At 58.6% G+C, this 21098-nt stretch carries 12 protein-coding genes and 7 pseudogenes; 9 read left to right on the top strand and 10 right to left on the bottom strand.

The window, feature by feature from the left end:
- Nucleotides 1–403: 403 nt before the first annotated feature.
- From IVA75_RS34790 to IVA75_RS34805, 4 genes and pseudogenes are all read right to left on the bottom strand, one after another.
- On the bottom strand, nt 404–724 hold the full coding sequence (locus tag IVA75_RS34790; protein ID WP_157643128.1) for a hypothetical protein: 321 nt from the start codon (nt 722–724) through the stop codon (nt 404–406).
- 126 nt (nt 725–850) lie between these two features.
- Nucleotides 851–1066 carry a hypothetical protein gene (locus IVA75_RS34795; protein WP_247359667.1) on the bottom strand — a complete coding sequence of 72 codons (216 nt, stop codon included), beginning with the start codon at nt 1064–1066 and terminating at the stop codon, nt 851–853.
- Nucleotides 1067–1176: 110 nt separating this feature from the next.
- Nucleotides 1177–1527: a Fic family protein gene (locus IVA75_RS34800; RefSeq protein ID WP_245288556.1), complete on the bottom strand. Its 351-nt coding sequence runs from the start codon at nt 1525–1527 to the stop codon at nt 1177–1179.
- A 273-nt stretch (nt 1528–1800) separates the two neighbouring features.
- A pseudogene (locus IVA75_RS34805) lies at nt 1801–1887 on the bottom strand (plasmid stabilization protein); the annotation flags it as partial.
- A 538-nt stretch (nt 1888–2425) separates the two neighbouring features.
- Here IVA75_RS34805 and IVA75_RS34810 point away from each other — a divergent pair.
- The 5 genes and pseudogenes from IVA75_RS34810 to IVA75_RS34825 form a co-directional block, all read left to right on the top strand.
- Nucleotides 2426–2856: pseudogene (locus IVA75_RS34810) on the top strand (integrase core domain-containing protein); the annotation flags it as partial.
- Between the two features lie 1036 nt (nt 2857–3892).
- Nucleotides 3893–4219, top strand: coding sequence for a GcrA family cell cycle regulator (locus IVA75_RS34815; protein WP_083926576.1), 327 nt, complete (start codon nt 3893–3895; stop codon nt 4217–4219).
- A 1135-nt stretch (nt 4220–5354) separates the two neighbouring features.
- Nucleotides 5355–6689: an oxygen-independent coproporphyrinogen III oxidase gene (gene hemN / locus IVA75_RS34820; RefSeq protein WP_018459901.1), complete on the top strand. Its 1335-nt coding sequence runs from the start codon at nt 5355–5357 to the stop codon at nt 6687–6689.
- Between the two features lie 231 nt (nt 6690–6920).
- Nucleotides 6921–7046 carry a hypothetical protein gene (locus IVA75_RS40225; protein ID WP_256374451.1) on the top strand — a complete coding sequence of 42 codons (126 nt, stop codon included), beginning with the start codon at nt 6921–6923 and terminating at the stop codon, nt 7044–7046.
- A gap of 1280 nt (nt 7047–8326) precedes the next feature.
- Nucleotides 8327–9880 carry a carbohydrate porin gene (locus IVA75_RS34825; RefSeq protein WP_247282780.1) on the top strand — a complete coding sequence of 518 codons (1554 nt, stop codon included), beginning with the start codon at nt 8327–8329 and terminating at the stop codon, nt 9878–9880.
- A gap of 783 nt (nt 9881–10663) precedes the next feature.
- On the opposite strand, the gene IVA75_RS34830 is transcribed toward IVA75_RS34825, so the two are convergent.
- The 3 genes from IVA75_RS34830 to IVA75_RS34840 all read right to left on the bottom strand — a co-directional run bounded on the left by IVA75_RS34830 (nt 10664) and on the right by IVA75_RS34840 (nt 13246).
- Nucleotides 10664–11593, bottom strand: coding sequence for a TauD/TfdA family dioxygenase (locus IVA75_RS34830; RefSeq protein WP_018459905.1), 930 nt, complete (start codon nt 11591–11593; stop codon nt 10664–10666).
- Between the two features lie 406 nt (nt 11594–11999).
- The gene (locus IVA75_RS34835) at nt 12000–12314 is read right to left on the bottom strand and encodes a hypothetical protein (protein WP_157643129.1); all 315 of its coding nucleotides are present in this window, start codon (nt 12312–12314) and stop codon (nt 12000–12002) included.
- On the bottom strand, nt 12302–13246 hold the full coding sequence (locus IVA75_RS34840; protein ID WP_088930847.1) for a hypothetical protein: 945 nt from the start codon (nt 13244–13246) through the stop codon (nt 12302–12304). Before IVA75_RS34840 ends, IVA75_RS34835 begins: the two co-directional genes overlap by 13 nt.
- Before the next feature lie 360 nt (nt 13247–13606).
- On the opposite strand from IVA75_RS34840, the pseudogene IVA75_RS34845 reads away from it, so the two are divergent.
- From IVA75_RS34845 to IVA75_RS34855, 3 pseudogenes are all read left to right on the top strand, one after another.
- Nucleotides 13607–14212, top strand: a pseudogene (locus IVA75_RS34845) (DDE-type integrase/transposase/recombinase); the annotation flags it as partial.
- Between the two features lie 123 nt (nt 14213–14335).
- Nucleotides 14336–15465 (top strand): annotated as a pseudogene (locus IVA75_RS34850) (IS3 family transposase).
- A 147-nt stretch (nt 15466–15612) separates the two neighbouring features.
- A pseudogene (locus IVA75_RS34855) lies at nt 15613–15823 on the top strand (transposase); the annotation flags it as partial.
- Nucleotides 15824–16101: 278 nt separating this feature from the next.
- On the opposite strand, the gene IVA75_RS34860 reads toward IVA75_RS34855, so the two are convergent.
- The 3 genes and pseudogenes from IVA75_RS34860 to IVA75_RS34870 form a co-directional block, all read right to left on the bottom strand.
- The gene (locus tag IVA75_RS34860; RefSeq protein ID WP_247282781.1) at nt 16102–18729 is read right to left on the bottom strand and encodes a Ulp1 family isopeptidase; all 2628 of its coding nucleotides are present in this window, start codon (nt 18727–18729) and stop codon (nt 16102–16104) included.
- Nucleotides 18730–19891: 1162 nt separating this feature from the next.
- The gene (locus IVA75_RS34865) at nt 19892–20260 is read right to left on the bottom strand and encodes a hypothetical protein (RefSeq protein ID WP_026233973.1); all 369 of its coding nucleotides are present in this window, start codon (nt 20258–20260) and stop codon (nt 19892–19894) included.
- A 90-nt stretch (nt 20261–20350) separates the two neighbouring features.
- Nucleotides 20351–20733, bottom strand: a pseudogene (locus IVA75_RS34870) (transposase); the annotation flags it as partial.
- A gap of 89 nt (nt 20734–20822) precedes the next feature.
- Here IVA75_RS34870 and IVA75_RS34875 point away from each other — a divergent pair.
- Nucleotides 20823–21098 (top strand): annotated as a pseudogene (locus IVA75_RS34875) (IS701 family transposase); the annotation flags it as partial.

Below are 21098 nucleotides of genomic sequence, written 5' to 3' on the forward strand. Positions count from 1 at the left end.
TCTACGAGCTGATCGACGAGCCGGACAAGACTGGTCCCGATGGTCGGTTCGGGCTGATGTTCAATCTGTCGACCCCGAAGCCGCTCATGTCGACGGTTGACAAGTATACGGGTGGACCCCAATAGGCCGCACCAGCACCGACACCAGCTCCCGTATCGCCCTCCGGCGCCGACCTATCCGTGTCCTACCGATGCTCCTGCGTACGGGGCATCGGTCATTTCGTTTTCCTGTCGATCACCCTCATCGCTTCAGCAACCTCAATGACCGCAACCGCGCATCCGGCATCGGCCTGTTCAATGCCGGTCGCCAGCTTGGCTGGTCTCATGGGAGCAACCCTGCTCCACAGATCGATCGACGATACCCGACCTGTCGACTTGGAAGCTCGCGGTTCAGAGCGGAACGCTCATTGATCAACGCTCTTTGGCCTGTGAGCGACCAATCCGTCCTTCACGCGCTCCGCGAATGTCTCCCCAGACTTCGCTTGTTCAGCAAAGGCCACAATGCTTGCTTCCGTTTCGGCGATCTGGGTCTTCATCTGTTCGGGACGCGCGGACCATCCGCCGCCATGCGCCTGATGCCGGTCGATTTCTTCGACTGTCTGAGCCTGCACCTCATCGGATAGAACGTCAGGGGGCGGCAATGCGCAGAGCTTCTCGAACTCATCGCTTTCGCTCTGGAGCACGATCGACGAGTAGTCGGAAAATACGATGAGGGAATCGACCATCTCGTCGGTCTCGTCTAGGATCAAAACTCACGCACCCGGCGAGCCTTTGGATCATATTCTGTGGCGGCCGCCGACGAGGATTCTGATTCGACATCCAGGCTATGATCCAATGAAGATGATACAGGCTTAGCTCGCTGTTCCGGTGTCGTTCGAGAAGGCCGTTCGATAAAGCTCCTCAATCTTCGCGACTTCGTCTGGCGTTAATTGGGAGAATTCGTTGTCACGGGCGCGCTTTGAGAGTCGCCCTTCATTCTGTTGCAAGAAAAAGAGATTGTTGAGGGTGCGCTCCGGCAAGTCCATCATATTTTCGACGCCCGCTCGGAATGTATCGAAGCTCCGCAAGAACCGGATTTCCTTCGGAAGATCCTGTTCGATGGTCCTCTGCACGCATTCGTACAGAAACTCCGCGTGCGGCGTTGCATCGAAAAATCGGTAAACGTCAGCCCTATCATTCAGGACCTTGACGTTGCCCTGTGGAGTAGGCTGCCATTGGACGCATGGAAGCAATCTACTCGAAGCTTTCTAATACGTCCTTGTATTCGGCGGTTTTGTCTTAGGACGGCGGCTGAAAACCGGAAAGTGGATGCCGGCGGATTGAATCCGTCGTGCCAGGTGAGGCCATTGCCGTCCTCGAATGGATGGATGTAGACGAACCCGAAGGCCAGCACGGCGGCAGCCACGGCGGGGTCAAGCTTAATTGACGAGGCCTGGTCGAACGCGATCAATCCGTGGACGAGGGAGGCGATATCTTCGTGATGGCGCGCTGATATGGTCCGGAATGGGTCTCTGCGTCTCGTGGTCATGCTCACCGATGAAACCGCCTTCCTGCCGAAAGCCGAGCTTCACGAAACGCTCATCCACCGATGACAATGCGGTGCAGGCGCAAGAACACCGTCTCATCGAGCGGCGTCCATCCTGCTTCGCCGATGACCTTATCCCACCGCTGGATAAGATCCTGCGGCGGCTCTCGCCTTCGATGACGCAGCTCGATTTTGACTCCTTGAGGAGAAGGTTTAATTGCGCGGGCCCGCCGCAACGCCCTGGCCAGGGGGCCTGGCTCGGAACGCCGGCGCGCCCGTCAGGAGGCGCAGCCGGCCCTCGGGACGCACGGCGGCCTCCAGAATGGCGCACATTTCCGCTTCCGCGCTGCGATTGTGCTACGCCGGCGGATTTTCCCCTCGTAGGCAGCACCATTCTCAAGCGCGATCGGGCTGCACGACCGGGTCCACGAAGGTGATGTGCAACGTGATCGGCCCTCTAGAACCGTCGAGCAACACGCGAAGCCTGCTGCGCGTAGCACCGAACCCGAGAACGACTCCTTGCTTGCCGCTCAGACGCGGTCCAGCCGCTTCGCAAACGACTACACGTTCACCTACGGTCCAGTCGTGGAGCGTACTTTCACTGGCACATGTCACTTTGAGTGTCCCAGGACTTTACCCGTCCCAACTCCAACCACGCCGAAAGAGACACGCAGTTAACGATCGCACATCGGTCCCTCCGTTTCCGACACGCCTCGAAATGCTGCAAGACTCGCATAATTGCGGCCCGAGGCCTAGTCGAATGTTAGAGCTCTGCCTGGCGGTTCAGGGCCGGACTGGATCCACCAGTTGGAGTACGAACCTCCCGAAGCTGGTCTACTTTGAATTGGAGGATCCTTTTTGCAGTGGCGTTTATCCATTGGTCTAGGAGGGGCCTAACGGGCGTGTGGCGCGGGAACTGGACCGGCTGATGATCGAGCGCGGCAAGCCCAGGATGGTGGTCAGCGATAACGGCAGCGAACTCACCAGCAACGCCATCCTGGTGTGGGCCGACCAAAGCCGTGTCGAATGGCACGACATCGCGCCGGGCAAACCCATGCAGAACGCCTTCGGCTGTGGGATGAGCTGTTGAACGAGACGTTGTTCACGTCACTGGCACAAGCCCGCGTCACGCTTGGAAGTTGGCGGGCCGATTACAACGACACAAGACCACACTCGCAGCTCGGATGGAGAACCCCGTCCGAGTTCGCGATGACCTGCCACCCGCGCCGGGATCTGGCGCTGCGCTATGCCGAAGGCTCCGCGCCAGCTCCCGTCGCTGCCACCACCCAACCGGGCAAATCCAACGGCACGGCCGAACTCAGGATTGGATAAAACCTGGGGGCAAGGTCAGGCGCTCTCAGGGCAATGAGCGTTCTGTCCACCGTCGCGACGATATCCGCGACCGTGCTGTGGTCGGCATCGCGGTGGTGCTGTTCACGACGCATGACCATTCGGAGGTTGCGCCACGTTCTCCGATGCCGCGATCGGACTGACAGTCTTACGCTGCTGAGCATGGACAGGAGGACTTCATCTTAATAAAACTGGGAGTCTAATACTTCTGCGGCGGGTCCACAATTGTGACGCTTCGCTCTGACGAGAATATTGTGTGATTTGAATCCACGGCTACGATGTCGCGGTATTTTGTTATCGACCAATATGGACCGTACGGGCTGCCTTCGCAATAATGGACGGGATCTTCCCTTCGCAGCCGCTCGAAACAAGTCCAAACGGTATCACCTTCAAAACGCTTGGGCTCGCTTACATCAAAACGGCTCAGCGGGATGTCAGCCTCCTCGCAAGCGTTCTCTGCCGATAAGGCTGTCATGATTGTCTCGCGGACATTGGCGTGAAATTTTGAAAGATCGGCTCATGCGCTATTTTGCACTCGCATGGAAGCTCGGTCGAAACACAGCGAGCTGGGCCCTACAGTAACAATGTGTGACGGATGTCATGGCTCGGCTTCGCGAGAGCTCTCTGAAATTATCTTACGGCCGAAGTTACTTGGGAACTTGGTTCGGCCCCCGTCGATAAAGAAAAGTGGAAAGGCGAGCGAAGCTCCCCTATCAAGATTGGGGAGGCGCGCGAACTCGCTTTGTGGTAGTCAACATCAGGACGCAAGCACTCGCCGCGATGGCACCCAGCGGCACGCCCGGTTGCCACTCGACTACTTATATTACGCGAGCAGATGGCACCCTAATCACGGTAGGGACTAAGAAGAGAGCGCGGTGTGCCAAGGACACTCGTTTTCCTTCACTCGCGAGCGGGCTTTCTTAGAATGAATGAACAGGAGACCAAACCGGCGATCGTGCGCGAGCCGGACGAAGAGTAAACTAACCTGGGCGTCACAACTGGCACTAAAGTATCCTCCATGCGCTGGAATAGAAGAGAATTGGCACAGCTGGAAAAGCTCTGGGCCGCGGGACAGAGTGCCGCGCAGATCGCGCGTCATCTCGAGTGCAGTCGCAACGCAGTTTGCGGCAGGCTAGCTCGGTTGGGCCTCACTCGAGGTCACAAGCCACCAACAGCAAAACCCAAGATTAGACCCGCCCCGAAGCGAGGGCCGACGGCGATGGCGGCTGGTCGCGACTTCGTCGGAAAGAAGCTGTCGCAAAGGGCGCTAGATAGCCAGCCTCAGGAAATGAGCAAGCGGCAGCTTTACGCGATGCTAGCTGAGGCAGTCAGGAATACCGCGTAGAGCTATCAGGCGCGCCGCGATCTCCCGGGCCTATGCGCCGGATGGTCCATTCGGACGATTTGCTTGTTGGTTTGCGCGCTTTGTGGCTATGGGACAAACAGTGGCGTCGAGTAGACTGTTCGCGGCGGAGGCTCGATCGTAGGTCAATTCATTCAATCTCAAGAGGCTGGATGCTCTGAATTAGAAGAAGAATGCGTTCTGGTTCTTGAGCCTCGGTTTCGGCTATGCGTCTTCGGGGAAGCGCCCGACGTCCTGGCTTGCGCCGGTGTTTGGAAGTTTCTGCACACGCCTGCCCGACGAAGTACACGAGCTCGGGTGAAGCCGCTTGACCGTGAGCCTGTCCGGATGGAACCTCCGACAGGTACCGCCCCGGCGTCGGTGACAAGCTCAGCCTTGGAGCAACTTCACGGACCGCCGAGCTCTCGAGATATTGTCCGACCTCGGTCGAAGAAATAGACCCCTGCAGTGCCCAGGCACAAGACGACCACCACCCACCATAGGTGCCTTGACGATCTGTGCAAAACCGGTGGCAAGTCTGAAACGGCTGTTCAATTGCATCGATCACTTCTCGCTCGCCTACCCGGTGATTACTTTTTCCATACCAACTCGAGAACAGACTCACGCCAACAGCCGTGGCGCCGCGCGACACCGACGATCCGCGCATTGGTGAAGTCGACTACGTACCGGGATGTCCCCGAGCCGGCGCAGGATCCCTGGGTGGATGGGGAATACGCCAGGCAGAAGTCAACTACCAAACCTGGTCAGTTGCTGAAGATTGCGAGGCGACGTATCAAATTTGATCGATGAACCTCTCACGAGTCAGGTCGTGGAGCAGTTCCAGCTCTAGCAGCGTCAACGGCCCCGGCGGATGTCTCGTTGGCGAACGTCGGAGATTCGCGAAGCGGAGTTGAATCTGGGGCCCCGCCGTGGCCGTGTTGATTCGAGTATCTCGCCTGCAGCAGTTGTTCTCTGTCTTCGAGAGGAACGGCTTGCTATCCCACACCGCGTTTCGTCAGCAGATCGGCCGTCACGCAAGCTTCCAATTGTCTAGCGACATTCCGGATACTATCGGCAAAAAGGAATGCAAAAGACTTCGCTTGCGACCACAAACTTCGTAAACATAGGATAACAATCGTTGCAGACCTCGGTCCTGGAAAAGTATTGCGATGCTCGCCTTCCTTGGTACACCATTTATCCAACTGTAGCCCAGTTCTCCACGGTGGTCGGCGCCGAAGCCTGTGAGAAATGGCTGCAGCGCCTGCCGGTTAATGAGTCCGTGTCGCTCTATTTCCACGTTCCGTTCTGTCGATCGATTTGCTGGTATTGCGGCTTCGCTCGAAGCATCACTCGCCGGGATTCACCCATCCTAGAATATTTGGCGGTTCTTCGTAAGGAGATCGAGTTGGTCGGGGCGCAGGTGCCGCAACGGCTGCCTGTGAGCGACGTGCACTTCGGCGGTGGAACGCCGACCCTCATCGAGCCCGCGCAGTTCGGGGCGCTGATGGAACTTCTGCGCCGCCGCTTTGCGGTTTCGAAAACGGCCGCCATCGCTGTTGAGATCGACCCGCGCACGTTCACGCTCGCCACATCCGAAGCGTTAGCGGCTGCCGGCGTGAACCGGGCGAGCCTGGGCGTCCAGAGCTTCGATCCAATTGTTCAAAAGGCCATTAACCGCGTTCAGAGTGAGGCACAAACAGAGCGCGCTGTCGAAATGCTGCGGCAGCATGGAGTAATCCGCATCAACTTCGACCTCATCTACGGTCTGCCAAATCAGACGGTGCAGTCCTGCGTTCAGACCGCGACTACGGCGGTGGCCATGCGACCAGACCGGCTTGCGGTATTTGGCTACGCGCACGTTCCTTCCTTTAAGAAGAACCAGCGCCTGATCGACGAGGCAACGCTGCCAGACAGCCCTGCCCGTGCAGAACAGGCCGCGGCGATGGCCAATACACTGATTGCTGCGGGCTACCGCCAAATCGGACTCGACCATTTCGCCTTGCCGGACGATGAGCTCACGCTGGCGCAGAAAGCCGGTCGCCTGCGGCGGAACTCACTGGGTTACTCGGCCGACACCCGCCATAAAGTCATCGGCTTTGGCCCGTCGGCCATCGGCCGCCTTGGCGACGGTTACGTCCAGAACGAAGTTGAAGCGGGTTCTTACAGCGACCAAATCAATGCCCGCCGTCTGGCGACGGCAAAGGGCTACTGTCTCAGCCTCGAAGACCGCGTCCGGGCCGCAATCATCGAGCGACTGATGTGCGATTTCGAAGTCGACGTGCCGGCAATTTGCATGACTCATGGATTTGACCCGGTCCCTTTCCTCGGTTCACCCGAACGCTTGGCAATGCTCGCCGAGGATGGGATCGTGGAGGTGGAAAAGGGATTCATCCGCGTGAGGCAGGAGCATCGTTTTCTAACTCGCGCTGTGGCCGCCGCATTCGATGCTTATCTTGGCGCGCCGCTCTGCTAAGACCAGCCAAGGAGCGCTGATCGTATGAATGCATCACCTTCCGTTATGCGCCCAGAAGCCCGGGTAACGATTTTCGCTCATCTGGTGCACTCACGTACAGCGCCAAATTCGTAAACGACGCCGTGCGCAGCTGCGCGACGAGAGCCGACCCGGCCCTACCGCGAAGACGGCTAGGCGAGTTGCTGCCGGGAATTGGACGCCCCCGACTGCAACGCAGTCCGCTCAAGCGGCGTGACCGACAAAGTTCATCACATCACCACCATTGCCCGTGTGGCCGCGGACCTCGACCAGGACGACGACTGGCTGCGGGAGGCCGCCAACAAAATGGCGATCGAGGACGGCTTCATCTGGGTCTAGCGCGCCGGAGAAGATGAGATCTAGGCGTTCAGCGACTTCGGTATCGAAAACCTGATCAAGCTCGTCCGGCTGTACGAGGATATTTCGACCTCCTCAAGCGCTGGCAGCGCGGGATACCGCAATCAGCCTGCGATCTACGCTGGAACTCCCAGCAAAGAGGAGCGCTTCGTGGTGATGCACGACGGATCCTATTGATGTGCATGGTCGCCGCTCGACCTGGATCGCTACGGTCCGCTGCGTGCAATCCAGAGCAACAGCTGGTCGACGCGATGAGCTAGACCAAAGAGCACAAAAAGGACCAGCGCCGGCGCGACACGGCGCCAACGATAATCGAGCACCACAGTTAGAACCGGATCCCGCGGGATCGAAGCAAGTTTCCCGTAAGAGCCTCGCGCAACCGGAATCGAAGGCCTTCCCGAATGGCACTAGTCGATGCTGCCATACCGGAGTTCGTCACTGACGCCGGGACGGTCTCGCGCCGAGCGGCACGATACCTACGATTCGCACAGCGAGGCCGACGTCCCGCGCCCCGTCAACCTACTAAACCTAGCAATTGATGCAGATGACGGACACATGCCAGTCATTGCCGGTGAAACTCGCTCGGGCCACATCAAGGACGAAGTCGCGATGCGATATAGATTCGGTAAATCCAATCGAGCTGATGGATGTTCTGTCTGGTCCCGCAGCTATCAAAACGCCTCCAATCGCGCTCTCCACCTTCCCATGAGAGCCAATCAAGGCCTCGTGCCGGCCTCAGCGAGCTTACGGGCGTCAAAAGATGTTAGCCCCTTCTGCCCGCCTGTGCTTCATCCCATGGACCGAGCTGCAGGCGTTTCTAGGGTCCGGCGTGTTCTTATGCGAGCTCAGCTACTGGCGGGGCTCTCTGTTGAAGAACATCCTCGTGGCAGCGGATTTGTCGCGAGACTCCCTGGGCTCCGTGCGCTGGCCGCCAATCTCTTGCCAGCGAACGTCACATCGAGCAGGCCACTCTCCGACTCGACACGGTGCAGCAGATGCTTGCACTCGATTAGCGATCGAGCGGCTGGGTTGCGCCGCGCTGGGTACCACCAGGTTGGCCACGCTGCGCCAGCAGTGGTGATAGCACGGAAGGCTGGGCGGGTCTCGTTGGCATAAAGATGCCGCCTGGCCTCAAGCGTCACCTACATCGCCTTGAGCGCTAGGATCGCGAACCGGCCTAGGCCGTCAGGTGGACGTGCACCTTATTCAAATCGACGGACGTGGAAATCACGATGCATTGTTGCGGTATAGCGCCAGTATCCATGCGGGCAGACTCGGCTGGCGCAGTTGCTTTCATCTCTCGACCAAGTGCGAAGCCAAGAGGGCGTATTCTCCTTTCCCTGATAGCTAGTCTCGCCTGCAGTTCGGCGGAGGCAGAACCTCGTGATATCTCTGGCCCTAGAAGTCACAGCCCCGATGAGCTCGCCGAGGCAAGAAGCCAAACAATCTCGAATCCGGCTGTAACCTTCCGAAGCGGCAGGCCCAAAGGAGCAGCGCGCCTTTCTGGAAACTCGCTGCCAAAAGCAGCTAGGTCTACCACAACGGGCGATAGTGCGGAGGTCACCGCCAAGAGCAGAAGTCAAAAGCAGAATGACCCATTCGCAAAATTCGAGAAGCTCCGCGAAAAAGGTGCGGCGTTCACTGGTCCTGGTCCTGCGGACACCGTAGATCAGGATACAGCTTCTGTCAGATCCGAGCTTTCGGATCTCGGGATTGGATTCGCTGGCTGGACCCTAAACACGTTTATCAACAATCAACTCGGTAATGCGGCCAGAAGCACCATCGCCAATCAACAATATGTCGGCCAGAATCCGACATTTAGTACGGTCAACTCTATGATCGTGACCTATGACCTCGCTCGGTTTGGAATTCCCGACGGTCAGATCGTCGTGGGAGCCGAGCATCAATATTGGACATGGAAGAGCGCCGGGCCAGACCGACTGGGAATCAATGCAGTTTCCTACTATCAAACATTGTTCGAAAGGAAGATCGAACTCAAAGTGGGTTACCTCAGGAACCAACATGAGTTTGCGGGTGCCGGAGAAAAAGTTTTTGGACCCTCGTCGAAGATGCTGTTCCAAGCAGGCATGAGCAACAATTGGGCGCCAACGCCGGCTCTTAATCTGAAATACAACTTTGACGATCGCTTATATAACAAGCTCTCAATCCAGCGCTCGCTTAGTCCGGCCGGTCAATATGCGCATGTAAGCGAAAATCCCACTGGCTTGAACTGGAGCACGCGCGACGCGGGCATTCTTTTGCTTGATGAAGTTTGCTATAAGAACAAGCCTACTCCCGGCGTACCCGAGACTTGGCTGCGGGCTGGCGTGGGCTTTAACAACAGCAGCTACACGGACCTACAGCATCCGACGCAACCGACGGCCAAGGCGAACAGCGTCTACTATGTAGCTGCGGATAGGCAATTCTGGCAGTCTGCCGTCCATGGCTCGGCATCTCGCGGAATCTATGGCGGGTTCTCTGTGATGTACGCTCCGCCTGACCTAAATAGGGCTAGTCAGTACTACGAGCTTCGCCTGTATGCGAAGGGCCTGTTTGACAGCCGGCCCACTGATCAGATGAGTCTTGTTGTCAACAACACCATCTGGAGCCATTTCGCGGTGGACGCTGCATTGGCGAAAGAGCAGCTGGCGCACCGGGACAGCACAGCAATTTCGGGACTGTATACGGCGCATCTGGCGCCCGGGATATATACAACCGTAGGACTGACGTACATCAATCACCCGACAAGCATTACCTACACGCCGCAAACAGGACACGCCCTGAATATCTTGGTATCTACGTCGGTATTCTTCTAGGCTCTGAGGACTGCGCGGAGCGGCATGTAGTCGATGTCCCACTCGCCCTTTTCAACGGTATGGGCCACCCATCACGGCGATTTTGGTATCCGCTTTGCTCCTGACGCGAAGCCGGGTACCGCGTAAATTGAGCCTTGATATCCAACGTAGCATGCTGTTGGGAATGGTAGGTTAGAGCCTTTGCTGCTTCGGTCTACGAGCGATAGGCCGACGTCGTACTTGCGCAAGAGCTATACCCTCCGGCCGCGGAATGATCTCCCATGCTCATTTGTTCAATCGAGTGCTGAGCTTGCGGCAGCGACATTGCTTTCGGATGATTGCTGGTGCAGCTCGTCAGAATCGCGCCCGAGCTCGTACTCTGCCATGACAGGCCGAAATCGTGCCCTCGGAGCTTAGTTCACGCCGAAGAGGTGTGGTAAGCGGAACCGCGACACAGATGCCAAAGCTACCCAACTACGGTAATCGCTGTATCTGTCCGACGGTCGTGGCGCTGGCCGAATGGCAATGCGCGAGGTCGACGGACACGTGCCCCCCCTTCGGCGGCAAATCGACCGGACGCGGCCGGATGACTTGCGCCACTCGAATGCTGACTCATTTTCGTCGGTCGAGACGAGCTTTAGCATCTTACTCCAGCAAGGAGGTCGCCTCCCGAGTCTGCGGCGCGTTAGCCCTCCCATCCAATTGCGCGTGGCGTTCTGCTGGGTTCACTTCTCTTCTCAAACATCTATTCGCGCGAACATGCGATAAGAGCAGTGCATGATTGGTGAATTTTGCCGAGCCTTGCTAGGCAACCTTCGTGGACGGGTGCTTCGTCGTCTTGAGGCGCGTTACACTGCTTCGACCGTCGACGCTGACGGGCGCGTCACCATCGATTGTGGCACGATGAACGACGCGATGCTGGTCACCGTAATCGTTGACCGCATAATGCTGCGTTGCGCGGTTATCCCAGATCGCGACATCGCCTTCTTTCCAGCTCCAACGTACGGTGTTTTCGGGTGCCGTGATATGAGACTGGAATAGATCAAACAGCTTCTGACCGTCGCGTTTTGGGATACCAATAAACCTTTGCACCAGATCGCCGAGCACCAGGGCGCGCTCGCTGGTCTCGGGATGTACACGGACCACCGGGTGCTCCGTCTCATAGATCGTTTTGGTAAAGACCTCATCAAAATGCTTCTGGTCGATTTCGCGAACACGGCAGGTCCCAGCGTAGTCGAAGGCGTTGCTGTGAACGGTCCAGAGTTCGTCGGCAAGCCGTTGGAGCGGCCGCGGCAGATCCAGATAGGCGGCCACAGCGTTCGACCAAATCGTATCGCCACCGGACGATGGGACCACAATGGCTCGCAGCACCGCAAGTCTAGGATACGCCGCGAGAAAGGTTCCATCGGCGTGCCATACATCGGCCCGGCTACCTCCGCGCGCGGAATCAAGCTCGATGATCGAGGCCGTTCCATTGACCGTACCGAGTGTCGGATGCGGCACCAGCCTTCCCAAACAAGCAGCAAATCGCTCCTGCTCCGCGTCATCAAGATGCCCCTGATCGCGGAAGAAGATCACCTTGTGTTCGAGCAGCAAGCTGGTGATCTCAGCGATGGTTTGGCGCGGTAAATCACCCGAGAGCTTAATATTTCCGATTTCAACACCGATGCGCGCTGCGCGCTTGACGACGTCGGTCAGTGGAATGACCCTCTCGGTCGAAGCCGTTTGTTTCATTGCGAATATTTCCAAGCTTTGCGGATTCTTCAAGCGCACTAGGGCGCGTGTGACTAGGTTTCGTAGGCGAGCCTCGCGCTACGGGTACTCTCGAGCAAGCACCATGCCAGTTGGAAAACGGAGCTGTGAACGTCCCTCAGGTACGGGACCGGGTTTGAGTCGAACAGTTTGCCAGGAACTCGATGCCACCCCCCACCCTCTTTCCAACCCACCCGGGCCGGCGGCGAAAGGTATAGGGCGCATAGTCGATAGAAAATGTACCGCTCGGCACTCGAAGAGAAAGGCCATACGGTCCTCGTGCAACGTCGGGCAGCCAGCCTTGCGCGCTGTTCTCGTCCAGTATGCGCACTCCGCTTAACAGTTTGCGGCAATCGGCCAGTCTCGAGCCGCCTCTGCGAACGGACCATCACCGGCTCTCAAGGTGTCCGGGACCTGCCTTGGCCGTGATCACTGCCGAAACAGCATCGGCTGGAAATGGGAGAGGAATAGATGACCCTGGAAGAGCTCCAAACGATTGAACTACGGCTTCATCCAGGCGAAAGCCATTGATCCGCGGCACTGGGCTCGCGATGTTCTCGATGCACCGACGTCCGAGCACGGTAAGGCAGATGTTCTGCACGGTCCGGCTGGATTTGCCCAACAAGCCAAAGATATGTCCACTACCAGTCTTTACAGGTGTTTCAATGTTGTCAAAGTAGTTGCCCTCGATCAGCACTTGCACAGATGGTCCAGCATCCACTGCATGGAAGAATCCGCCGCTCTGTTGCGCATTCGTGTTGTGGAAGTAATTGTTGAGGAGATGAATAATAGCCTGGGCACCGTCAATGTGCGGCGCCCGCCCTGAGATCTCATGGAAATAGTTATTTGCGATGGTGATCGTCTGCGGGACACCAAGAAAAGGAGATTCCAATAGTGCTCCCCGTTACAATAGGAGGAATAGGTATCGCTGCCATCGAAGTCGTTCCAGGAAATCGTAATATTCGTCGTAGGGCCAAGGCCGCCGGCAATCATCTGCCGCCCGATATTATGAAACCGGTTGTGATCGATCCAAACCAGGTCGGCTCGTGCAATTGCAATAGCATCGCCGGCAAATATCATGCCTTGATTGATATCACTGATGGTCAGGTTGCGAATAACGACGTTGCTGACCCCATTTAGGCGCAGCCCCTTCCCTTTGATTGTCGCGCTCGGGCCAACGCCGATCACCGTCTTGTTTGAGCCAATCTCCAGCGGGTGCTTGCCGGCCCTGTCGAAGCCGACCAATGTCTTCTCCTTGCCGTCGCAATGCGCATCGTTGCCATCTATAAGGAGAAGGGACTCACTTTTATACGGTGCCGAACAAGCACGGCCGTATTGGCAACCCTGCCCCTCGCCTTGCCCTTCCGTACCGGTAAAGTCTATGGTTCCGGCTACCTGAATCTCGCGCGGACTACTGTCATTGCAGCGCCCGAAGCTGTACGAACGACACAACTCATACTTCAGAGCTTTGGTTGATCTGACCTGAACTACCTCGCCTCCAAGGCCGCCCGTCGCTGCAGAGCCAAAGCCATTGAGGGCTTCCGATCGTACATAGTTCGATCCGAGCACGGAAGAGACGCCGACGACGACAGCAAGTCCACCGAGCACGCGCAACGACCGTTTGATGTGCTTCATCGTGTCCCTCATAGGCATGTGCTCTCTTTTACCCGGAAAACCCGCACGAGGACTTGAACTCTCGAACTCAAATGCTGAACTGGAATAGGCCATCAGCATCCGGCGTTAACGCCATCAGATCGTCCTCAAGAAGGCAGGATCGGAATATCGGAACCATGCTACGCAACAGGTGCAGCCGCACGCTCCGCACCAGCTGTGATGGATCTGGGTAGCCATTGAGCCAATCACGGCCGATGAGAGCAGCGGTCGACCTTCGAGAGCCCCGTCAGAGGAATACTGTGGGGTGCAACACGTCTGGCCTAGGAGTTTAGTCCCAAGTTTTGATGGTGCATTCTTATCGCACGATTCGAAGGATGCGCTATGGGACAAGTTTTACACGGCTGCGCCACGACGACGGAGGCGGTCCGTCGAACAATACAAAATAGTCAAGAGAGCCTGAGAGTGCTCGCCAAGCGCTACGGGATCAACCAGAAGACTGTCGCGAAGTGGAGGGAGCGCGAGACCGTCGCCGATCTCCCGACAGGCCCCAAAGAAGCCAAATCGACCGTGCTTTCCATCGAGGAGGAGGCGATCATCGTCGCTTTCCGGCGGCATACGCTATTGCCGCTCGACGATTGCCTCTATGCGCTCCAGCCGACCATCCCGCATCTGACGCGATCATCCCTGCATCGCTGTCTCCAGCGCCACGGGATCAGCCGATTGCCGGAGGTCGGAGGCAGCAAGCCTCCGAAGAAAAAATTAGAGGCTTATCCGATCGGCTATTTCCACATCGACATTGCTGAGCTCCAGACCGCTGAAGGCAAGCTCTACCTCTATGTCGCTATCGATCGCACCAGCAAAGTCGCCTTCGTGCAACTGGTCAGGAAGACGGGAAGGACCTCGGCCTCGACCTTCCTCGAAGCTCTGATCGCGGCTGTCCCCTACAAGATCCACACGGTTCTCACCGACAATGGGATCCAGTTCACTTTCCCCCCGCGCTACGCGGACGGCCCCACGGCAAGAGAGCTGGCTCCGCAAATTCGGACAGTAGTTTGAGTGGATTTTCTGCCTGACAGCGGCGAGGATTCTTGCCGCGAATCAGGAGCGAAGATGACGAAGAAGAGCCGCCGGACGCATTCTCCGGCATTCAAGGCGAAGGTTGCTTTGGCTGCGGTCAAGGGCGACAAGACGCTGGCGGAGCTGGCGCAACTGGTTGATGTTCATCCGAACCAGATCACGATCTGGAAAAACCAGCTCCTGGAAGGCGCCGCCGGCGTGTTTGGGCATGACAAGGCATCGGCCGAGACGCCGGTCGATTTGAAGGCGTTACATGCCAGATCAGCGAGCTGGCGTTGGAAAACGATTTTTTGTCCGGCGCGCTCACCAAGGCGGGCCTGCTGAGCGCAAAGCGATGATCGACCGCGGTCATGATCTTTCTATCGTGCGCCAGGCGAAGGTCCTGAAGCTGGCTCGCAGCACGGTCTACTATGAACCTCGGCCAGTTTCGGCCGAGGACCTTGCCTTGATGCGTCGGCTCGATGAGCTGCATCTCGATTATCCCTTCGCGGGAGCGCGTATGCTGCGATCGTTGCTGCGGCGGGAGGGCGTATACGCCGGTCGCCGCCACATCGCGACGCTGATGAAGCGCATGGGGATCGAGGCGGTCTATCGTCGCCCGAACACGAGCAAGCCGGCACCGGGTCACAAGATCTACCCGTACCTGTTGCGCGGATTGAAGATCGAGGGGCCCGACCAGGCGTGGGCAATGGACATCACCTACATTCCGATGCGGCGTGGCTTCGTCTATCTCGCGGCGGTCATCGATGTGTTCAGCCGACGGGTCCTGGCCCATCGCGTCTCGATCACAATGGAGGCGGCCTTCTGCGTCGAAGCGGTCCAGGAGGCGTTGGCGAAGCACGGCAGGCCCGAGATTTTCAACACGGACCAGGGCAGCCAGGTTCACCCGCCTCGAGTTCACCGATGTGCTGCTGGACGCGAAGATCGCCATCAGCATGGACGGCAAGGGCGCCTGGCGCGACAACGTGTTTGTCGAGCGGCTCTGGCGCACGGTCAAATACGAAGAAGTTTATCTCCGCGCCTACGACAGCGTGTCCGAGGCGCGAGCGTCAATTGCCAAGTATCTGGCCTTCTACAATCAGGGAGGCCCTCACTCGAGCCTTGACGGGCGCACGCCCGACGAGGCTTACTTCGGCACGCAAGCTATGGTGATGGTCGCATGACCGTCGCCGACGATTTTGTCGTCGCTCTGGTCGGGCTACGCCCTCCCGACGCAACGACAAAATCGTAAGGCCCCGCGTTCAGCATAACCCGGCAGGAATCCACTTAAACCCCCGCGGGGCGCTGTCCAAACAACCGGGGTCAGCTCTGTCCGCCGCGTCACCAAGACCATCCATCCGCCGCGAGATGAAGCGCCGCGCCGCGGTCGAGCCGGTGATCGGTCACCTCAAGGCCGAACACCGCATGAGCCGCAACCACCTCAAGGGCCGCGCCCGCGACCGAATCAACCCCGTCCTTGCCGCCGCCGGCTTCAACTTCCACCTTTTGCTGCGCTGGTTCGAACGGCTTTTGCGGCCCTGATGCAGAGGCTCCGGTGCATCATCCGCCAGCCGCACTACGCTTGAACCAGCGCGTTGCGGGAAACTTCACGGACGACATCCTACGCCGCATCAGCGCTTTACGCCACGCTCGCCAACCTCTCAGCACGCCGGCGAATAAGACGGGCTAGCTCCGGCTCCGCTCTCGTTGTGAGACACCATCATGCTCTGCGAACGGGCCGATTGCAGACCTTCAATCGGGGCGAAGTTGCACTTCAACCCCTTCAACCAGCTGCGCGCGCTATTCAGTTGAAGCCGACATCAGCCCCTTAGTCGGTTTTGCAATGCCTGCCGGTCGACGACGAGGTTGAGGAGGTTCAGATCTGCCTGCCGTCTTCCCGCGAGCCGTCTGACCAGCTCCCGGGTACCATCGACCACAAAGACACCGCAATCATAGCCGTTCCTCTGCTCGCGTATGAGGGCATCTCGCAAATCGGCTCCCACCCGCGCTGCGAGCGTTTCTGCAGGTCCGGCATTGTATGGCTCTAAGGAGTCGTAGTGATAGGCAACCGGCCTGTCGCGATCGCGGCGATCTACCAGCAGAAACGACCAATGGGAGCCGCGGTCAAGGAGGTCCGTAGCGCTCGCATCACTCACCGGCAAGAACAGGAAGTCGGCCGTATCGTTGCCATTCAGATCGTTGACAATGCGATGGAATGCGTTCAGGGCGTCGCCCTCCGTACCATGGCCCACCTGAAAGGCGATAAGAGGATCGACGAACCGGGTCCGGGCGGCGAGGTTTGGATTGCTTTGCCGCAACTCCTGCGACAGGAGCTCGTAGTCCCGCTGGATATGCGCGTCACCCAGCCATTCCCTGGCTCCGAGCACCCGTCCGCTGCGGTCGCCGGCAGAGGCACTCGCCGTCGAAGCGCCGATCCGGGCATCAGGAACCGAGGATGGGCCAGGGTGATGGATCAGTTGGGCGTCGCGGCGTCCTCGCGGCCCCAATGCGATGGAGTAGGTCTCACCGTTGATAGAGACCGGCTGGGGAGCCATTCGCGAACTCGGCAACAGCATTCTATTGTCCAGTACATCGAGCAGGAAGTCCGGCACCGCCTGTGAGCCATGCTGCCAATCCTCGCCGACGAGATATCCGATCTCCTCGAGCTCTTGCGGCTTGCCTGATGGACCGATGAAGAACGGCGGTCTGCCGGTCGGGCTGAGCACCGGCCTTGACTGGGCGTCGTCACGCATTTCCTGCGGTGTGGACGGCAGATCAGCGAAAGAAGTCAAATCGCGGTAGATGTCTGAGGACCGAGCTGGCGCGCCCTCCGGAGTTGGCCACTCGAAGCCGGACGGCACTCGTGGAGACCAGGTGAAGCTCGAGCCGGCCGGGTCCTGCCAACCGGTCGGTCCAACCGGGCCTTGCGGCGCCGGCCACTCACTTGGATCGAAGTCGGACGGCACGCGCGGGGACCAGGTCGAGCTCGACCTAGCCGGTTCCTGCAAGCCGGCCTGCCCAAACGGACCTAGCAGCGGCGGCCACTCACTTTCGGACGGCGGAGTCGGCAAATCTCGCGCCCAGGTTGAGGTTGAGTTCGACCCAGCCCTCTGCTCAGGGAAGCTCACACCCAGCGCTCTGTTTGCCTCAACGAGTAGCAGATACTGCTTGAGCTTCTTGAGACCCACGCTATCAACTCTCCCTGTGGCTTCCCTGAAAGCCCGGAGGTCTGCGCCCAGCGAGCGCTGCTGCTCACTATTGCCGTTGATTCGACTCGCGATGCTCTCCCTACCCTCTGTGCGGAGCCAATCACTGAACTTGCGTCGGATCGAAGCAGTCTGTTGAATTATTTTTCTTCTCTGTTCGGAAGCTGGGTCGAGGTTTCTCAGCTCTTCGTTAGCCAGGCTCGCGATCAGGCTGGCGTCGTCGTCATAAGCACGAGGTCGTTGTCTGTGTCGCCTGGTCTCGAGACCCAGGTATTGTCGAAAGAGATTGAGTGGGGCGCCCGGCTTTGTGGCTTTCTGGTACGCCGAATGATCTGCGCTCAATGACCGCTGCTGCTCAGCATTGCCCTCGATGCGGTCCATGATGCTCGGCCTGCCCTCTCTTCGAAGCCAATCACTAAAAGAGCGTAGGCTGGACGCCTTCGTCGAAGCGTCGTGTTTCTCCTTGCGAGTCGCGTCGGATCCAAGCTTGGATAGAGCGTCCGTCAAAAAGTCATCGATGATGGAGACGTCCTCCGGATGAGCCGCCAATGTTTGGCGCCCCATCAGGCGGGGCCCGGCGCCGACAGCTTGGAGCCCGTCAGCCCCGATCCTGCGAAGATGAGACAATGCCACGCTGAGGCGATCATCATGATCGCCGCCAGCTTCGACGTACTCGTCGATGTCGACGGCGAGCGACCTTGGCTCGTTGAACGCCCGAGGAGCCAGGGGATCCTTGTTCTGCGCTCGGAGCCAACGAGCAAACCCGTTGAGCGCTATCATATTGTTCCTGATCGTATCAGGGGGAACCGTTCCAGTCCCGCGGCCTCTGGTGCCATCGGGAGCAACTCTGTAGCTTTTGACGTTTTCCACGAACTGGCCGATCATCCGCTCGTCCTCGGGGTGCATCGGTTGCGCTCGCGTACCCACCCAGGCTGGGGCGGATATGGGATTTCCAGCCTGGAAATTCTGGAGTGCATTCAAGGCTGGCCCCACATGGTGCCTGCTATTGGCGCTCGCCACCTTATTAAATTCATCTTTATAGGCTGTCAGCAGCTCAGCATTGCCAAGCAGGTCGTTCAGAGTGACGCCTTTGGGTTGGAGGAATTCGCTGAACTTTCGAAGAGCCATCACATAATTATCGATCGTCTTCGCGGTACGGTTCGCGCTGCCCAATGCCGTCTTGAACTCTTCAATCAGCTCCAGGTCTGCCTCGGACGGACGACTGCGCTTTGCAAAGTCCATGCGAAGCTCCGAGGAGACGACATCAAACGCTGGGCCGCCGGACCACTTCTCACGGTGGCTTCCTCCAAAGACTTTGCTTAGTCCTGATTTGACCCGAGAGAACAGTCCACGGGGCTTGTTGTCCTTCGTCCGCGCCGTAGGTTGTTCCTCCGAGGGCGCTGCGTAGCGCATGCTGCTGAATGGCCCCTCCCGCAAGTCAGACCGGTAATTATTTGCAGCCGAACCAAGATGAGCGTGCGGAACATCGACGCTGTGACGCGCGCTGCTGAACGCATTGCTCCGCAGATTGGACCTTGGCGGCATTCGCATCGAACCACCAACGTCCGTACGCTGGATGTTTTCATGCGACCGTGCGGCTGGAGTGTCGGGGGAACTACCCCCCGAACTCTCCTCAGGAGAGCGGAGTTGCAGCTCGCCCAATTGCTGCTCGAAGCCAGCTTGATCCGCCTCTTGCCGCGCACTCTGCAGCTCCTGCAGCTCGGCGTGCCAGCGCATCCAATAGTCCGGATCGTTATAGATCGGTTCCACACCACTCTCCTACTAGATGAGACGACTCTTCAAGCCGCCTGGCAGCGACACCGGCGCGAAAAGCTAGACGTCAAGATCGCCAATTGAACAACAAGGGACCGTTATCGCGCGCGCTCCGAGCTCGTGCATTGCCGCAGAAGAGCGCCCCGGATTCCTGGGCAACAGCTGAGCTATCGCCAAACCTTAAACCAACGAAACCAAATACTCGCACGGTCCAAAAAGCCATGGTGCCGCCTCCCCCCTTCCAGGCAAGAAGGGCATGCGGCCACACCGCGATCGAAACTGGGCCGCCCCATTGCTGTTGGAAGGCGTCCGGGGTTTGAGAAGTTCCCTTGCAAACTCTCTTCGTCTTCAGTTCAATGTCCTCACATTAGCTACAACCAGCCGGCCGTGCCTGCACAATCAATACTCCAACGCACCTGCGCTCTTAGGACATTGAAGCCTCTCCTTCCGATCATGAAGCTTCACCGCATGTATGATTCGGACTGTACAACCTGACGCTACGTAGACTTCAACCCCGATCGCAGAGCCGGCTCCGGAAATGAGCTATCGCCAAATTTTGGTGACGGACGGGCCGGTCATGCGGCGGCGGTTTTGGGCTGACGGTCGGTCGGCTTGGCGATGCAGCACCTCCTCAGGGCTGAGAATGAAGGCCAGTGTCTTTGGCGCCTTTGGCGCACTGAATGATCTGGTCGAAATCCCAATCGAGGCCGAGCGTGGCGCGGTAGAGAAATCGAAGCGCCGCGACGGTCACTTGCACCGAGCGTGGCGCCAGCTTCTTCTCGTTCGTCAAATAGACCGGGTAGGCGTGCCAATCGGTCGGCAAGTCGTCGTCGGCGATCTCGTGTTCGTCTGCCCGCCGCCTGGGCCGGTTTCCGTCTTCGGCCTCGAGCGCGGACCCTTTCGGAAGGGATCGTGCGCCGGCGGCGCCGCGCCGCTCATCAAGACTGTCGGTGCGGCCCCGGGTGCACACATCGAGATCGGCGCCGCCGTCGCGATCCATGGCGTGCTGCTGCCCCGATCCCGCCTCAGCCCGTCGACGCTCAGGGACGATCGCTTTCGCCTTGGGCGGGTAATCGTCGCTCCGCCTGGCATCGCTCAGCGCATGGAGTTTTGTCGTGCGGCCGCCTCGCGAGCGGCCGATTGCTTGATTGTGCTCCCCCCTTTTCCGCCGGAGGCACACCGGTGAGCTTTAATCGAGGTCGAGTCGAGCGAAAGCGCGACGGCATCTTTGCCGGGCTTGGCCAGCGCTTCAAAGATCGCGCACCATCGTCCGCGCTTTGCCCAACGATTGAAGCGATTGTAGATCCACCGCGCACCCGATTGCAGCATTTGAATGAAGCCGCTGATAATGCGCCGATCGTCGTCCCGATCCGGTCCGGTCAGTCCCGTCGGCAGGTGAGGTTCTATCCGCGCCCACTGCTTATCATTCAACCAAAACAGGCCGCCACGCATCGCTCGTCCCCGAATCAAAATATGCGGAAGAGAATCACGTGGCGCAAATTAGGTACAGACCCTAGCATTACAGTTGCTTTGTTTGCGGGCTTCTGAATCCATGGGCAACCATGATTCGAATGTCGTGGACGCGCGCCGCGTCGATTGAGGAGACGCTTGCGTTGTGGGCGGCGTCGCTTCGAGAGGTCAAGCAGCGGATACGTCCGTTGTTCACGCAAGAGCGTGTGGCGACGAATGCAGGCCTGTTCCTGGAAGGTCTGCTCGGAGATGAGCAGCGCAAGACCGGTTGGATGCGCGCGGAGGCGGCTGGCGATCCCGGCCCATGGCGGCAGCAGGCGATCCTGGGTCGCGGGGATTGGGACGCTGATGCCCTGCGCGACATCGTC

This window comes from Bradyrhizobium sp. 134, from assembly GCF_023074155.1.
Classification (GTDB): domain Bacteria; phylum Pseudomonadota; class Alphaproteobacteria; order Rhizobiales; family Xanthobacteraceae; genus Bradyrhizobium.

Bases quoted from the DNA above. Each gene is read 5' to 3' on its own strand.
- IVA75_RS34865 (WP_026233973.1), bottom strand. From the start codon at position 20,260: ATGGATCGCGACGGCGGCGCCGATCTCGATGTGTGCACCCGGGGCCGC.
- IVA75_RS34830 (WP_018459905.1), bottom strand. From the start codon at position 11,593: ATGAAACAAACGGCTTCGACCGAGAGGGTCATTCCACTGACCGACGTC.
- IVA75_RS34800 (WP_245288556.1), bottom strand. From the start codon at position 1,527: ATGACCACGAGACGCAGAGACCCATTCCGGACCATATCAGCGCGCCAT.
- IVA75_RS34825 (WP_247282780.1), top strand. From the start codon at position 8,327: ATGCGGGCAGACTCGGCTGGCGCAGTTGCTTTCATCTCTCGACCAAGT.
- IVA75_RS34815 (WP_083926576.1), top strand. From the start codon at position 3,893: ATGCGCTGGAATAGAAGAGAATTGGCACAGCTGGAAAAGCTCTGGGCC.
- IVA75_RS34860 (WP_247282781.1), bottom strand. From the start codon at position 18,729: ATGGACTTTGCAAAGCGCAGTCGTCCGTCCGAGGCAGACCTGGAGCTG.
- IVA75_RS34790 (WP_157643128.1), bottom strand. From the start codon at position 724: ATGGTCGATTCCCTCATCGTATTTTCCGACTACTCGTCGATCGTGCTC.
- IVA75_RS34840 (WP_088930847.1), bottom strand. From the start codon at position 13,246: ATGAAGCACATCAAACGGTCGTTGCGCGTGCTCGGTGGACTTGCTGTC.